We start from the raw sequence: 13,270 nt of genomic DNA, 5'->3' as shown, positions 1-13,270 counted from the left end.
AAGGGAGGTGTCTCTCCCAATCATGACTCCCTGTGTCGGGAAAACACACAGCTGAGCGTTCAGATGTCGAGATCGCCGTCCCGGACAGAACTATCGCGGAACCGTCTGGTTTCGGGTCATTCAGGCCGAAGACGGACGTTCGTTAATAGTGTGTCTGTGGTATCACTACCCATGGGAGAAACCGAATCATCAGTCCGGAACGTCCGCGTTTGGGCAGCACAGGGCCATCTCGGCTGGTGGGTGCTAGGAGCTGTGTTGCTGGCCGTGCTGGGGCTCGTCGTCGACCAGTACCTCCCCTGGCTCGTCTTCGGGCTGTTCATCTACTACGTCGCACGGCCGATCACCCGGCGACTCGAGCAGCGGATCGCCTCGCCGACGCTCGTCGCCGCACTGACGCTGCTGCTGATCGTCGTCCCGATCGTCGTAATGATCGGTGCGGTGTTGCTCGTCGCGCTCGGGCAACTGGTAACGGCAGTCGCGGACCTCCCGGTCGATAGAATTCTCGCGCAGTTACCGGTCCAGGTCTCGGAGCTTCCGAACACGCCCTCGGAGGTGTACGACACGACGGTCGTACTGGTTCAGGACCCGTCGGTCCAAACCCTAATCGGCTCCGTCGGACAGGCGATCGGGGCCGTCGGTGCAGTGTTGTTTAACATGTTCATCTCGCTGCTGATCGCGTTCTTCCTGCTGATCAGCGACCGCAACATCGCCACCTGGTTCGAATCGAACGTGTTCGGCGAGGAGAGTCTGGCGACGGACTATCTCTCCACCGTCGATCGCGGGCTGAGTTCGGTCTACTTCGGTTACACGATGACGATCTTTGCGGTGATCATCCTCTCGGCGATCATCTACACGGTGTTTAATTTCTTTGCGCCCGCTGACCTGGCGATCCCGTCGGCGGTACTGTTCGCCGTCGTCACCGGTCTCTTCACGCTCGTGCCGCTCGTGGGTCGATCGATCGTCTATTTTGCGATCGCTGGGACGCTTGCAGTGCAGGCCGCGCTGAGTGATCCGCGGCTCCTCTGGTTCCCGCTGGTCTTCCTCGCGGTCATGATCATCGCGTTCGACAACCTCGTCCGGACGTACATCCGGCCGTACCTCTCCGGGCGAATGCTCAACACCGGGCTGGTCATGTTCGCATACTTATTCGGTCCGCCACTGTTTGGCTGGTACGGGATCTTCCTCGGGCCGTTCCTGATGCTGTTTATCGTGACCTTCGTCCGGCTGATCCTCCCGGTTCTGGCCAATCCCAACCGTGAGCGCGTCGATGTCGAACCAGGGCATACGCTCGACGAGTTTACCGAAAGCGTCCCCGAGCGCGAAAAAGCCCCGCCGTCGGATGTCGACCGAACCGACATCGGATCGGGGTGAGCATCGTCGGCGCGAGAGCCACCATTGGTGGTATCCGCTCTCGTAATTCGGTCAGCGTTCTCGCGTGCGATCCGTCCCCGTTTGCTCCTCGGCTCCGAGGTATTCACGTCCCGCCGACCGGTGGCTTTTTTCCACTCGCCTCGAGACATCCATGTACGCGCTTCCCGGCCGGAATTCCATCACAATTTCGTTACGCATCCCACATTCGATATGCTTTTAGGGAGCTACGGTATAGAGACGTGTATGTCAGTGCTAGCTGAGTCCGCCGTCGGGCACGACGAACTCGCCGTGCTCAAACTGCTCGCACTCGAGGGCGGACTCGAGGGCGACGTCAAAATTTCCTGTTCGCATCTCGCCGACCGGCTCGGCGCGTCGAGTCAGACCGCCTCACGGCGGCTTCAGCGCCTCGAGAGTGCCGACTTGCTCGAACGCGATACCGTCAGCGACGGCCAGTGGGTCCAGATTACGGAGACCGGCGAACGGACGCTTCACGCCGAGTACGAGGACTACCGGCGTATCTTCGAGACGGACTCACAGATCGCACTCGAGGGCACTGTCACCAGTGGGATGGGCGAGGGTCGCCACTACATCTCGCTGTCGGGATACCAGCGCCAGTTCGAGGAACGACTGGGCTATGAGCCGTTTCCCGGCACGTTGAACGTCGATCTCCGTGAGGACAGTGTCCGCCGACGCAGCGCCATGGCCTCGCTCGAGCCCGTGCCCATCGACGGCTGGGAGTCCGAGGAGCGAACCTACGGTCCCGCCGTCTGTTATCCCGCGACGATCGAAACCGCCGACGGCGAGGTTTACGAGGGTGCGTACACGATTGCACCCGAACGCACCCACCACGACGACGACCAGCTCGAGGTGATCGCCCCCGACAAGCTCCGCGAGGAACTCGGGCTGGAAGACGGCGATCACGTCACCGTCTCCGTGGGTGATCGCGAATGACGGGCCACGCCGGCCCACGATCGAACGCCGACGGGGCGACAGCAGGGGCGAGTGCCGCTTCGAGCGCGTTCGACCACGCCCTCGAGTCGCTGCGGGCGGGCGAGCCGATTCTCGTCCACGACGCGGCCGACCGCGAGGGTGAGACGGATCTGATCTATCACGCCGACGCCGTGACGCCCGACGCCGTCGCCCGGCTTCGTAACGACGCAGGCGGGCTGGTCTGCGTTGCACTGGGCCACGACGTCGCAGAGACCTTTGACCTCCCCTTCTATTCGGAGGCGGTCGATCACCCTGCGACGGCCGATCACGAGCTCGGCTACGACGACCGCTCGTCGTTCTCGCTGACGGTCAACCACCGCGATACGTACACCGGCATCACCGACGAGGATCGATCGACGACTATCCAGGCGCTCGGCGAGGCCGCTGCCACGCCCGAGGCGACGGATTTCGCCGACGAGTTCCGCGTCCCCGGCCACGTTCATCTACTGAAAGGTGCCCCCAACCTGCTCGCCCAGCGTGAGGGCCACACGGAACTCGCCCTCGCACTCGCTGAGGCCGCCGACCAGTCGTCCGCCATCGTCGTCTGCGAGATGCTCGACGACGACACTGGTGAGGCACTCTCCCCTGACGACGCCCATGCCTACGCCGAGCGCCACGACTTCGCTTACCTCGAGGGTCAAGACGTCCTCGAGCGGCTCGGGAACGCCACGCGACAATAACGCTCGATCGGACGAACCGTCCGTCAGGCGGGCTGCTATCACTGGGTCTTGGCACGTCCGCATGGCGAGTCGTGGCTGTGTCGGAATTGACTGACAGCAGTCCGTATGCACCGGCCTACAGCGGCAAACCGCGAACACTTAGTACAGGGGCTTTCAACAGTTCTGATCATGGGATTCGACGAGATGGACGTCGACACGATTTGGATGGACGGCGAATTCGTCGACTGGGACGAGGCGCAGGTCCACGTTCTCACGCACGGCCTCCACTACGGGTCGGGCGTCTTCGAGGGCGCACGCTGTTATGAAACGGAAAAGGGTCCCGCGCTGTTCCGCTGGGAGGAACACCTCGAGCGGCTGTTCCAGTCTGCAAAGCCCTACGAGATGGACATCGAGTTCACGAAAGAGGAACTCACCGAAGCGACGAAAGAACTCATTCGACGCCAGGAACTCCCTTCCTGTTACGTCCGCCCGATCGCCTACTACGGCTACAACTCTCTGGGAGTGAGCCCCAAGGACTGTCCGACCCGCACCGCCATCGCGGTCTGGCCGTGGGGTGCCTACCTCGGCGAGGACGCCCTCGAGAACGGCATCGACGTGATGATCTCCTCGTGGCGGAAACACTCCTCGAGCCAGATCCCGACCAACGCCAAGACGACCGGCCTCTACGTCAACAGCATGCTCGCCGGCGAAGAGGCTCGACGCAACGGCTATGCCGAAGCGATCGTCCTCAACAAGGAAGGCCACGTCGCCGAAGGTCCCGGCGAGAACGTCTTCCTCGTGCGCGACGGTGAGATCTACACGCCTGCACTCTCGGAATCGATCCTCGACGGTATCACCCGCGACTCCGTGATCACGATCGCGGAGGATCTTGGCTACACCGTCCACGACAACGTCTCTATTTCCCGTGGCGAACTCAACACCGCCGACGAACTGTTCTTTACCGGCTCGGCGGCCGAAGTCACGCCGATCCGGAAGGTCGACAACGTCGTCATCGGCGACGGCTCGCGCGGCCCCGTGACCGAGGAACTCCAGCAGAAGTTCTTCGAGATTGTCGAAGAAGCCCCCGACGAGTACGCCGAGTGGTTCGAGTTCGTCGACATCGAGTAACCGATTCCTGGCGGTAAACCGGATCGCGGGCTGGCTATGTGGGGTTCTGCTCTTGTTGCTCCTGTCTTCGACCGTGTGATCACTGTGGCCGGGAGCGCGGCTCTCGCAGCTGCTCGAGCCGCGCGAGTCGGGGGCGGGCAGGCAGGGACCAAATCATCGACCGCGAGCGAAGCCGCACGCGGCGCTACGCGCCGCAACGCCGCGCGAAGACAGAGCGAACGACGGCTCGAAAGACACAGCCTGCGAGCGATAGCGAGCAGGATCGTCTTCCGGTGCTTTTGATCGAAACTGCGCAGGAGCTTCGCTCTCGCGAGGTCCGAGAGAGGGCGGCTCTCTCGAGGTTTTACCGTGGGACATCGCGCTGTGCGGCGGCTCTGCTGCCGTCAGCGCGACAGACCACAGCGCAAACGGTCATTAGTCATCATCGGTTCGGCTCGTCTTCGCTTCGTCGATGACGTCGATCGAGATCCCGGCGTCCATGCCACGGTGATTTGCGTCACCGAAGCCGGCACTGAGCACGCGCGTCAGCGCGTCCTCGACGTCCTCCTCGAGTTCGGTGATCTCGCTGGGGTCGACTTCGACGACGTAGCCCGTCGTGATGTTCGGCGAGGTCGGTAGAAACAGGACTTCACGGCCGTCGTTGGTCACCTTGCCAGTCTTGAACGCCGTCATCCGTAGTCCCTCCCAAGTCTCGATCTTGACCGGTTTCTGGAGGGATTCCTGTTCGCCGAAGGCTGTCTCGGCGGCCATCTTCGAGGCGTTGTAGACGACCCGGATCACGGGCACCCGATTCGCCAGGTTGTCGACGAGCCGTTCGACCAGCCCACCGATGGTCGTCCGCATGAGATAGCCGACCGAAAACGTCAGGATGACGAACACGGTCAGCGCGACGATCACGCGGAGGAACTGGGCCACCTGCTCGCGCGTCTGTTCGGCCTGTACGCTCGAGCCCGAAATGAGCGGCTCGAGCGCGTCGGCGTTGAGAATCATCCCCGGTGTCAGACCGGCAACCAGTCCATAAAGCCAATAGATAGCGTAGAGCGTGACGAGAATGGGACCCAGGACGACGAGCCCACTGGCGAAGTCCCGTTTCCACGATGCCATGTCCTGAAACTCACACTACTGGCTAATGAGCCCTTCCCTTTCTCGCATTTTTCCGCCGGCAGTGACATTCGATGACGCCTGACACAGATGGTTCAAGCCGCCGGCCTGTAAAGCAGCGACTATGAGCCTCCCGCAGGAGTCCGCGGACGAGCAGGCGGATCCGCTGGACGCGTTCCGGCAGTTTTTCGCGCTCGAGCGGGACGTCCTCGTCCTCTCGGTGGCGATGTTCGCCTTTAGTCTCGGCTTCCAGATGACTGGCCGCTATATGGCCGAGTACATGTCGGCGCTGGGGGCGTCCGTGTTCGTCATCGGCCTCTTTGGCACGTTCGGAAACGTCATCAGTGCCGTCTATCCCTATCCCGGCGGCGCGATCTCGGATCGGCTCGGCTCGCGATACGCTCTGACGGTTTTTGGCTTCTGCTCGACGCTTGGCTTTGGAATCTGGCTCGTCGCACCCGCCTTGGCAGACGTCACCGTGGGCCCGACTTCGCTTGCGATCGTCGCAATCTTTCTCGGCTTGCTGCTCGCACAGGCGTGGAAATCATTCGGGCTCGGGGCGACCTTCGCCATCGTCAAGCAGGCAGTCCCACCCTCGCAGCTGGCCGCTGGCTTTGCAAGCACCGAGACGTTCCGCCGGAGTGCCTTCCTCGTCGGCCCGCTGGTCGCCGCCGCGCTGTTCGCGCCGTTCGGCTCGAGCAACAGTGCAGTCTTAGCTGCCTTCCAACTGCTCTTGCTCGTCGCCGTCGCGTTCGGCGTTATCGGGACAGTCATCCAGCACGTCCGCTACCGGTCCGACGAAGACGACATCGGAAAGGAGTTCGAGGGCGTCTCCCAGCTTCTCACCGATCTCCGTGCGATGCCCGACGAACTTCGCCCCCTGCTGATCGGCGATACGCTGGTCCGCTTCGCCAACGGGATGGTCTACGTCTTTTTCGTGCTCGTCGTCACGCAGTTTCTCGAGGTCGGTCTCTCACTGTCGTTACCGGTGGTTGGCACGATTGCCCTCTCGCCGCAGTCGTACTTCGGGCTCTTGCTGGGACTCGAGATGGTCGTCGCCCTACTGACGATGGTCCCGGTCGCGAAGGCTGCCGAACGCGTCGGGCTAAAGCCAGTCGTCGCGCTCGGGTTCGTGGTCTATGCGGTCTTTCCGGTCCTATTGATCAACGCGCCCGCCGATCCGGCCGTCCTCGCGGTCCTCTTTGCGTTCTCGGGGCTTCGGTTCGCGGGTTTGCCGGCCCACAAGGCACTGATCGTCGGCCCCGCCGAACGGGGTGCCGGCGGCCGGGTGACCGGCGCGTACTACCTCCTGCGGAACGTGGTGGTCATCCCGAGCGCCGCGCTCGGCGGCCTGCTCTGGGACGGCATCTCGAACCCGCTGACGGGCGCGCAAGTGTTCGCCGGCGATCCGGTTGTCGCCTTCACTATCGCGACGGGAATCGGCCTCGTCGGCACCGCGTACTTCCTGCTATTCGGCGAGGAGTTCGAGGCATATCGATAGCGACGCTGACCCGCGATACCCCGGCAGCTGCTTTGACGACTCACGGACTACGAATCGAAGGTCGATGTAGTCACGTGGATGCTGTCGCGGGAAGTGTAATCGAGAACGTCGTCCCTTCGCCGGGGTCGGAGTCGACCCGAATGTCCCCGCCGTGGCGCTCGACGATCCGCTTACAGAGTGCCAGCCCGATTCCCGTCCCAGCGTGCTCGTCGTAACTGTGCAGCCGCTGGAACACCTCGAAGATGCGATCCGTGTCGGCCGGGTCGATCCCGATCCCCTCGTCGCGAACCGAGATGACCCAGTTCTCGCGATCACGCGTGGCCGAGATCTCTATCGCCGGCGGCTCGTCGCCGCTGTAGGTGATCGCGTTCGACAGCAGGTTCTGAAAGACCTGCCGGAGCTGGCTGGAATCGCCCTCGACATGTGGCAGCTCCTCGATTACGATCGTTGCGTCATGTTCGTCGATCCGTATCTGGAGGTCCGCGAGGACGTCCTGAACGACGACGTTCAGATCGACGGGCTCGAGTGGATTGCCTCGCGTCTCGATCCGGGAATACTCGAGGAGGGCATCGATCATCTCACGCATCCGTTCTGCGCCGTCGACAGCGAACTCGAGAAACTCCTTGCCGTCATCGTCGAGGACGTCATCGTAGCGCTGCTCGATCAACTGGAGGTAACTCGTGACCATCCGCAGCGGTTCTTGCAGGTCGTGGGAGGCGACGTATGCGAACTGTTCTAAGCGCTCGTTGGACGCCTCGAGCTTCCGGCGGTACTGCTCGCGCTCAGTGATGTCTTGTATCATGAGCATCCCAGCATAGATCTCGTCGCCGGCGTTCCGAACGGGAAGCGTATACGCAAGGAGCTCTCGGCCGTGGTATTTCGTTTCGAACGAGTTCGATTCGCCATCGAAGACGGCACGGAAGTGGGGTTCGATCTCCTCGACAAAGTCGGCGGGATAGCGCTCGGAGATGGGTGTGCCAACGATGTCGTCTGTGGGGATTTCGAGGTCGTCGAGTAGCTCTCCGCCGACGACAGTGTAGGTCAGGTCCTCGTCATAGAGCGCGACTGCACCGTTCGGGAAGTTCTCTGCGAGGGTGCGGTACCGACGCTCGCTTTCCTCGAGCGCCTGTTCGTGCTCTTTGCGCTCTGTCATGTCGCGGACGACGCCGACTCGTTCGCGCATGTCGCCCGACAACAGCGAGAACGTCGCCTCAGCCGGAACGCGATCTCCGTCCGCTGTTCGGATCGCTGCTTCGACCATCGGCTCCTCGGCGGTTCCTGCCGCCAGTTCCGACTCCACTTCTTTGGCCTGCTCGATGGTTTCGTCGTCGCCGACGAGGGAGACGTGCGACCCGAGCAGTTCAGTTCGGGAGTAGCCGGTCAGGTCCGTGTACGCGTCGTTGACCATCGTAAATCGGCCGTCCTCGTCGACCACGTAGATGCCGTCGTTGACGGTTTCGACGATCGTCTCGTACTGCTTGAGTTCGCGCTCGTGTTCAACGCGGTCAGTGACGTCACGGACGGTGCCGATTCGCCCCCGTTCGCCGTCGCCGAACTCGAATAGCGTGAACCGGCTCTCGACGATAATCGGATCGCCAGTGGCCGGATATAGTTCCTCTTCGAAGACCGCGACTGACGACCCAGTGGCCTCCATTTCGGCCTGTTTGGCGTTGGCGATTTCGACATACTTCTCGCCAAAGACGAGTTCCGCGTGCGATCCGATGAGTTCGTCGCGGTCGTAGCCTGTCAGCGACGCGAACGCGCTATTAACGGTCGTGAACTGGTGGGATTCATCGAGGAGGTAGACACCATCTCCGACGGTCTCGACGATGCGTTCGTACCGCTCGAGGTCGTGTTCGTATGCTTTGCGGTCAGTGATGTCTCGCGTGACACCGACACGTCCAATTTCGTCGCCGGTCTCGAGGCGGACGAACTTGTTGTGGACCGTGAGCGTCTCACCGCCGGGGCCGGTGATGTCCGTCTCGAACTCGATCGAATCACACTCGCCGGTGACCAGTTTGCGCCACTCCGGTTCGTCCGTGTCAACGAATCGGTCTCCAAAGAAGACAGAACCGTGCGCGCCGAGGAGCTCCGCTCGAGTGTGTTCGCTCATCGAGACGAACGCGTCGTTGACGAAGACGAACCGCCCCTCGTGGTCAGTCGTATACACGCCGTCGTCGACGGTCTCGGCGATGCGCTCAAAGCGCTCTAACTCTCGCTTACGAGTCTTGCGCTCGGTCACGTCACGGACGGAGACCGTAATACCGGTCTCGGAGGGAAAGAGCGTCGCTTCGATCCACGAGTCAAGCGTGTCGTCGTAGCGGTCGTAGCGCGTCGATTCCTGGGACCGCATCGCCGTCTGAAACGCTGCTCGGGCCGTGTCGTTCTCGGCGGCAGAGGGGAATACGTCCCAGAGGCGCTCACCGAGCAGGTCGCCCTCCGAGCGGTGCAAGAGATCCTCGGCGGGACCGTTGATGTAGGTAAATCGGAACTCGTCGTCGACCGCGTAGACCGCGTCGGAGATCCTGTCGAGCGTGCGCTGACGTGTTCGCTGGCGCTTCGTCTCGGAGCGATCTCGAGCGATGCCGATCGTTCCCCGGAACTCGCCGCCCTCTTGGAGCGGGGTGAGCCGTAGTTCGCATGGGATCGTCTCCCCGCCTGCGGTGTGAACGGCGAGCGCGACGGTCCCAGTGGTATCGTCGTCCGTTTCGAGACAGCTCGAGATTTGGCGGTTGATCCGGTCGACATCGTCGTCGGCGAGAAGGAGAGAGATATGTTCGCCGAGGAGGTCATCGCTGTCGTAGCCGGTCACCTCGACGAGCGTCTCGTTTACCGCGACGAAGGTCCCGTCGGCATCGAGCTGGTAGATCCCGTCGTCGATCGTCTCGACCAGCGTCCGATACCGATCGAGCGCCACCTCGTCGTTGGCATCGTTCCAGAATACCTCGTTTGTGGCGTCCGCCCATGTACTCATTACGGCATAGTGGCCAGTGACGGGGATAAGCTACTCGCCGGCCGTGAGATCCGTCGTCCGGCTCTCGTGCTCTCGAGTTCGACGCTCCCCAGTGCCTTCGGTTCGCTAATACTGTCGGACAGAAGTCAGTGAGAAGTCGCTCGCGAAAACCGGCTGTTGCCGGCGGTGACAGCCGAATATGAGCGAGCGACCTTCAAATAGTTCTGTCCGACAGTATAACCGCCGGCGAAACCGGTCTGGGGCTACGAGATAAACGGCCGGTAGTAATACGGGCTGACAAAACCCTCGAGAAGCGCCGCGACCGCAAGCAGGATTCCGATTCCAATCAGGACCCAGAACGCTCGCTCGAGCGTCTCCGCAAGTGCCGCCCGACCGGCGCGTCCTCGCCACGTTCGCCAAACGCTCCCACCGACGGAGACGCCGAGTGCGCCTGCGACGAGGATTGCCGGAATCTCGAGGACACCGTGTGGGAGGACGAATGCGGCGAGTTCCAGCGGATCGACCTCGAGCCGGGCGAAAATGCCGAGGCTGACACCATTGAACAGCAACGACACGATCGCCGGAATCGCGAACGCAGCTCCGGCGTAGGCTGTCGTGAGTGCGACCAGCCAGTTGTTGCCGAACAGGTTCGCCGCCATCGTCGGCGGGAACTCTCCCTCGAGACGGGCCGCGATCGAGGCCTCGAACGTGCCAACGAAGGGGCCGGCGGCAGCCCATCCCATCCAGAATCCGAGGAGGCCGAGGGCAGCGGCGAACAGGTGGGTTCCTGGGTGCGTTCGGACGAACCCGATCAGTTCCTGCCAGCCGCGACGGAGCCCAGCCCGAATCCCGTCGCGAAGCGATCGCGTCGGTGGCTCCGGGGGTCGCAATCGATCCCGGTAGCCACAGTAGACGGCAGTCTTCAACAGATCCAGCACCGGCATGGCAATCAGCGCAGAGAGCAGCGAGCCGATGGTAGCGATATCGACCAGCGAAAACAGGCCCGTGATCGTCGAGAGCGCGACGAGCACGCCGATCGCGAGCACGTAGTAGAACGCCGCGTTTACCGGCTGTGCGCGAACGAATCCGAGGACGTTCCGGAGGGAGGCAAACACGCCTGCGTCGTCGACGACGATCGCGACCGGCGCAAACGCAAAGAGGGCACGAACGACGAGCAAGCCGAGGAACGCGACGAACGCGCCCAGCAGGACGATGGGGATTGCGACGGCTCCCGAACCGGCCGCGAGCGAGACGCCGCCGGCGAACAGCGCCGTGCCGACGCCGACGGCACCGAGGACGATCGCCCAGCACAGCAACTCGAGGAGGAACAGCCCGAGAACCCGACGCCAGAAACGGGATGCACCGTCGAGCCCGATGCGGAGTCCGCGACGCCCACGAAGCCGGCCGTAGCAGGCCGACAGCTGGCCTGCGGCGACGACGGCTGACAGTACTGCGAACATCAGCACGCTCGCGACAACCGAGATGCCGATGAGTGCGAGCAACGGCAGCGTCACGAGCTGGTCGACGAGCGGCTCGAGCCCACTGGCCCACGTCTCGAACGCCTCTGGACTCGCGTTGGGGTCCGGTGGCGACCCGAGGTCGATCAGGCGGGCGCGGATCGTCTCGAGTCGACCGGTCGCCGAGAGTTGCAGGTAGGCAACACCGAGCGCGAGCAGTGGCACGACACGGACGATCGCGGGGATCGCAGCGCCGAGGAGGTACAGCGGGAGGAGATCAGACGGCCGACGACGGAGGACAGCAACGACGGCGGTAACGAAATCTGACAGAGCCATACTGGCCCTTTGCGTTTGTATCAGTTAAATAACTACACTCGACGATCCGCCGGGCTGTGAGTCTGCAGGTTCGATCAGCCACCATTCAGAGTCACGCAAACCGGCGTGTGACTCGACCGTGAAGCCACTGAGACCGGTGTCGTCCGGTGGTGACGTCGGCCCCGGCAATTGACGACTCGGTGCTTACGTCACTCGAGGCAATACAATCGTGTATGGTTACCACAATTTCGCCGGGCCGGCTCGCGGAGTTGCAAGACGAGGACGCCGACTTCGCCCTTGTCGATACCCGTCCAGAAGACAGCTACGAGTCGTGGCACGTCTCTGGTGCAGTCAACTTTCCGTTCGGTCCCGAGGAAGAACTCGACGGCAAACTCGAGGACCTGCAAGACGTCGTCGGCGACGCCGATCGTGTGATCGCTATCTGTGCGAAGGGAATCTCCTCAAGCAATCTAGCGACACGGCTGGAGTCAGCAACCGACGAGTTCGACGTCATGGCCGTCGATAGCGGTATGAAGGGCTGGAGCGGCGTCTATGGCCGCGTCGATATCGACGCCGGTGAGGGACTGACGATCGTCCAACTTCAGCGGCGCGCGAAGGGCTGTCTGGGCTATCTCGTCGGCTGTACGGAGACGGGCGAGGCCGTCGTCGTTGATCCGACCGCAGACACCGATGAGTACGAAGCCGCCGCCGAGGAAGCAAATCTCACGATTACGGGCGTGATCGACACGCACGTCCACGCCGACCACATCTCCGGCGGTCACCAGTTGGCCGACGACCTCGAGGTGCCCTATTACCTCGGCGAGCACGCCAGCAAGCGCGATGTCGAACGTGAGTACACCCCACTCGAGCACAACGACGTCCTCTCCGTCGGCGAGCGCGAGTTCAAAGCCCTCCACACACCGGGCCACACGAGTGAGATGATCTCCCTGCTGGTCGACGACCGCGCGTTGCTGACCGCCGATACGCTCCACGTCGACTCGACGGGCCGGACAGAACTCGAGTTCAGCGACGACGAGGGAGAACGGGGAGCCAGAATGCTCTACAAGACGCTTCATCAGACGATTCTGTCCGAACCCGAGAGTCTCGTCGTCCTCCCAGGACACGTGACGGTCACCGCGGACGGCGAGTTCGAACACGGCGCACCTGGCGAGCCGATCCGGACGACGATCCGCGACGCGCGGACGGGCATCGACCTGCTCGGACTCGAAAAAGACGCGTTCGTCGATCGCATGGCTGACGCCGGCGAGAAGCCCTCGAACTACGAGGAGATCATCGAGTTCAACCGCGGTGTCACTGCGATTCCGCCGGAAGACCGGGTCGAACTCGAGCTTGGGCCAAACAACTGTTCGGCCTAATTACCGCGAGTAGGTCTCGAGTCGGCCGATCTGTCCATCCTCGAGTTCGAAGAAGTCCGCGAACTCGAACAGCGTCGTCCCGTCGTCGGTCACGCGGCCGCGCACCGCGACGCGGTCGTCCCCGACGATCACCGACGCGAGGTCGTGGCTGGTGTCGGGATTCGGTCGCTTCTCGCGCATGAACGCGACGAACGTCTCGCGGTCCTCGAACGTGCGGTCGGGACGGCGCTGTGAGAACGCCGGCGAGAGAAGGTCCTCGAGCGCGCCGTAGTCGTGCTCGTCGAGCGCGTCGTAATACCGACGGACGAGCGCACGACCGTCGTCCGTCACGTCCGACTCCGGATCCATATCACCGCATTCGTCGCCATCGACAAAAGCGTACGACTCCGGTCCCGAACCGTGTGCTTTTCTCGCGGCCT

Annotated in this window: 10 protein-coding genes; 6 read left to right on the top strand and 4 right to left on the bottom strand. The window is 62.8% G+C overall.

Annotated features, from left to right (window positions below; translation table 11 throughout):
* The first annotated feature begins 171 nt into the window (after positions 1 to 171).
* From BSG09_RS08760 to BSG09_RS08745, 4 genes are all read left to right on the top strand, one after another.
* Positions 172 to 1,371 (top strand): AI-2E family transporter, encoded by a 1,200-nt coding sequence (locus BSG09_RS08760; RefSeq protein WP_092932211.1) that lies wholly within the window; start codon positions 172 to 174, stop codon positions 1,369 to 1,371.
* A 243-nt stretch (positions 1,372 to 1,614) separates the two neighbouring features.
* A complete protein-coding gene (locus tag BSG09_RS08755) occupies positions 1,615 to 2,322 on the top strand; it encodes a DUF120 domain-containing protein (protein ID WP_092932209.1) in 708 nt (235 codons plus the stop codon).
* The gene (ribB, locus tag BSG09_RS08750) at positions 2,319 to 3,041 is read left to right on the top strand and encodes a 3,4-dihydroxy-2-butanone-4-phosphate synthase (protein ID WP_092932207.1); all 723 of its coding nucleotides are present in this window, start codon (positions 2,319 to 2,321) and stop codon (positions 3,039 to 3,041) included. Before BSG09_RS08755 ends, ribB begins: the two co-directional genes overlap by 4 nt.
* A gap of 168 nt (positions 3,042 to 3,209) precedes the next feature.
* On the top strand, positions 3,210 to 4,148 hold the full coding sequence (locus BSG09_RS08745; RefSeq protein ID WP_092932205.1) for a branched-chain amino acid transaminase: 939 nt from the start codon (positions 3,210 to 3,212) through the stop codon (positions 4,146 to 4,148).
* Positions 4,149 to 4,562: 414 nt separating this feature from the next.
* Here BSG09_RS08745 and BSG09_RS08740 read toward each other — a convergent pair whose 3' ends face one another.
* The gene (locus tag BSG09_RS08740) at positions 4,563 to 5,252 is read right to left on the bottom strand and encodes a DUF502 domain-containing protein (protein WP_092932203.1); all 690 of its coding nucleotides are present in this window, start codon (positions 5,250 to 5,252) and stop codon (positions 4,563 to 4,565) included.
* Between the two features lie 121 nt (positions 5,253 to 5,373).
* Between BSG09_RS08740 and BSG09_RS08735 the strand changes: the two genes are divergently transcribed.
* Positions 5,374 to 6,750, top strand: a complete 1,377-nt coding sequence (locus BSG09_RS08735) for an MFS transporter (protein ID WP_092932201.1) — start codon at positions 5,374 to 5,376, stop codon at positions 6,748 to 6,750.
* A 70-nt stretch (positions 6,751 to 6,820) separates the two neighbouring features.
* On the opposite strand, the gene BSG09_RS08730 is transcribed toward BSG09_RS08735, so the two are convergent.
* Together BSG09_RS08730 and BSG09_RS08725 are read right to left on the bottom strand one after the other, a co-directional pair.
* A complete protein-coding gene (locus BSG09_RS08730; protein ID WP_092932199.1) occupies positions 6,821 to 9,724 on the bottom strand; it encodes a PAS domain-containing sensor histidine kinase in 2,904 nt (967 codons plus the stop codon).
* Positions 9,725 to 9,966: 242 nt separating this feature from the next.
* Entirely contained in the window at positions 9,967 to 11,496 is a 1,530-nt protein-coding gene (locus BSG09_RS08725; protein WP_092932197.1) for a stage II sporulation protein M, read from the bottom strand.
* Between the two features lie 212 nt (positions 11,497 to 11,708).
* Here BSG09_RS08725 and BSG09_RS08720 point away from each other — a divergent pair, with 212 nt between their 5' ends.
* Positions 11,709 to 12,851, top strand: a complete 1,143-nt coding sequence (locus BSG09_RS08720) for an MBL fold metallo-hydrolase (RefSeq protein ID WP_092932196.1) — start codon at positions 11,709 to 11,711, stop codon at positions 12,849 to 12,851.
* On the opposite strand, the gene BSG09_RS08715 is transcribed toward BSG09_RS08720, so the two are convergent.
* Positions 12,852 to 13,199, bottom strand: a complete 348-nt coding sequence (locus BSG09_RS08715) for a nuclear transport factor 2 family protein (protein ID WP_092932194.1) — start codon at positions 13,197 to 13,199, stop codon at positions 12,852 to 12,854.
* Positions 13,200 to 13,270: the final 71 nt, after the last annotated feature.

Source organism: Natrinema hispanicum (genome assembly GCF_900111485.1).
Taxonomy (GTDB): Archaea; Halobacteriota; Halobacteria; order Halobacteriales; family Natrialbaceae; genus Natrinema; species Natrinema hispanicum_A.
Note: the sequence above shows the minus strand (reverse complement) of the source record. Positions and strands in the feature narration are given on the sequence as shown.

What these genes read in the sequence shown, in the direction of transcription:
- BSG09_RS08760 (WP_092932211.1), top strand. Translation starts at nt 172, where the DNA reads ATGGGAGAAACCGAATCATCAGTCCGGAACGTCCGCGTTTGGGCAGCA.
- BSG09_RS08755 (WP_092932209.1), top strand. Translation starts at nt 1,615, where the DNA reads ATGTCAGTGCTAGCTGAGTCCGCCGTCGGGCACGACGAACTCGCCGTG.
- ribB (WP_092932207.1), top strand. Translation starts at nt 2,319, where the DNA reads ATGACGGGCCACGCCGGCCCACGATCGAACGCCGACGGGGCGACAGCA.
- BSG09_RS08745 (WP_092932205.1), top strand. Translation starts at nt 3,210, where the DNA reads ATGGGATTCGACGAGATGGACGTCGACACGATTTGGATGGACGGCGAA.
- BSG09_RS08740 (WP_092932203.1), bottom strand. Translation starts at nt 5,252, where the DNA reads ATGGCATCGTGGAAACGGGACTTCGCCAGTGGGCTCGTCGTCCTGGGT.
- BSG09_RS08735 (WP_092932201.1), top strand. Translation starts at nt 5,374, where the DNA reads ATGAGCCTCCCGCAGGAGTCCGCGGACGAGCAGGCGGATCCGCTGGAC.
- BSG09_RS08730 (WP_092932199.1), bottom strand. Translation starts at nt 9,724, where the DNA reads ATGAGTACATGGGCGGACGCCACAAACGAGGTATTCTGGAACGATGCC.
- BSG09_RS08725 (WP_092932197.1), bottom strand. Translation starts at nt 11,496, where the DNA reads ATGGCTCTGTCAGATTTCGTTACCGCCGTCGTTGCTGTCCTCCGTCGT.
- BSG09_RS08720 (WP_092932196.1), top strand. Translation starts at nt 11,709, where the DNA reads ATGGTTACCACAATTTCGCCGGGCCGGCTCGCGGAGTTGCAAGACGAG.
- BSG09_RS08715 (WP_092932194.1), bottom strand. Translation starts at nt 13,199, where the DNA reads ATGGATCCGGAGTCGGACGTGACGGACGACGGTCGTGCGCTCGTCCGT.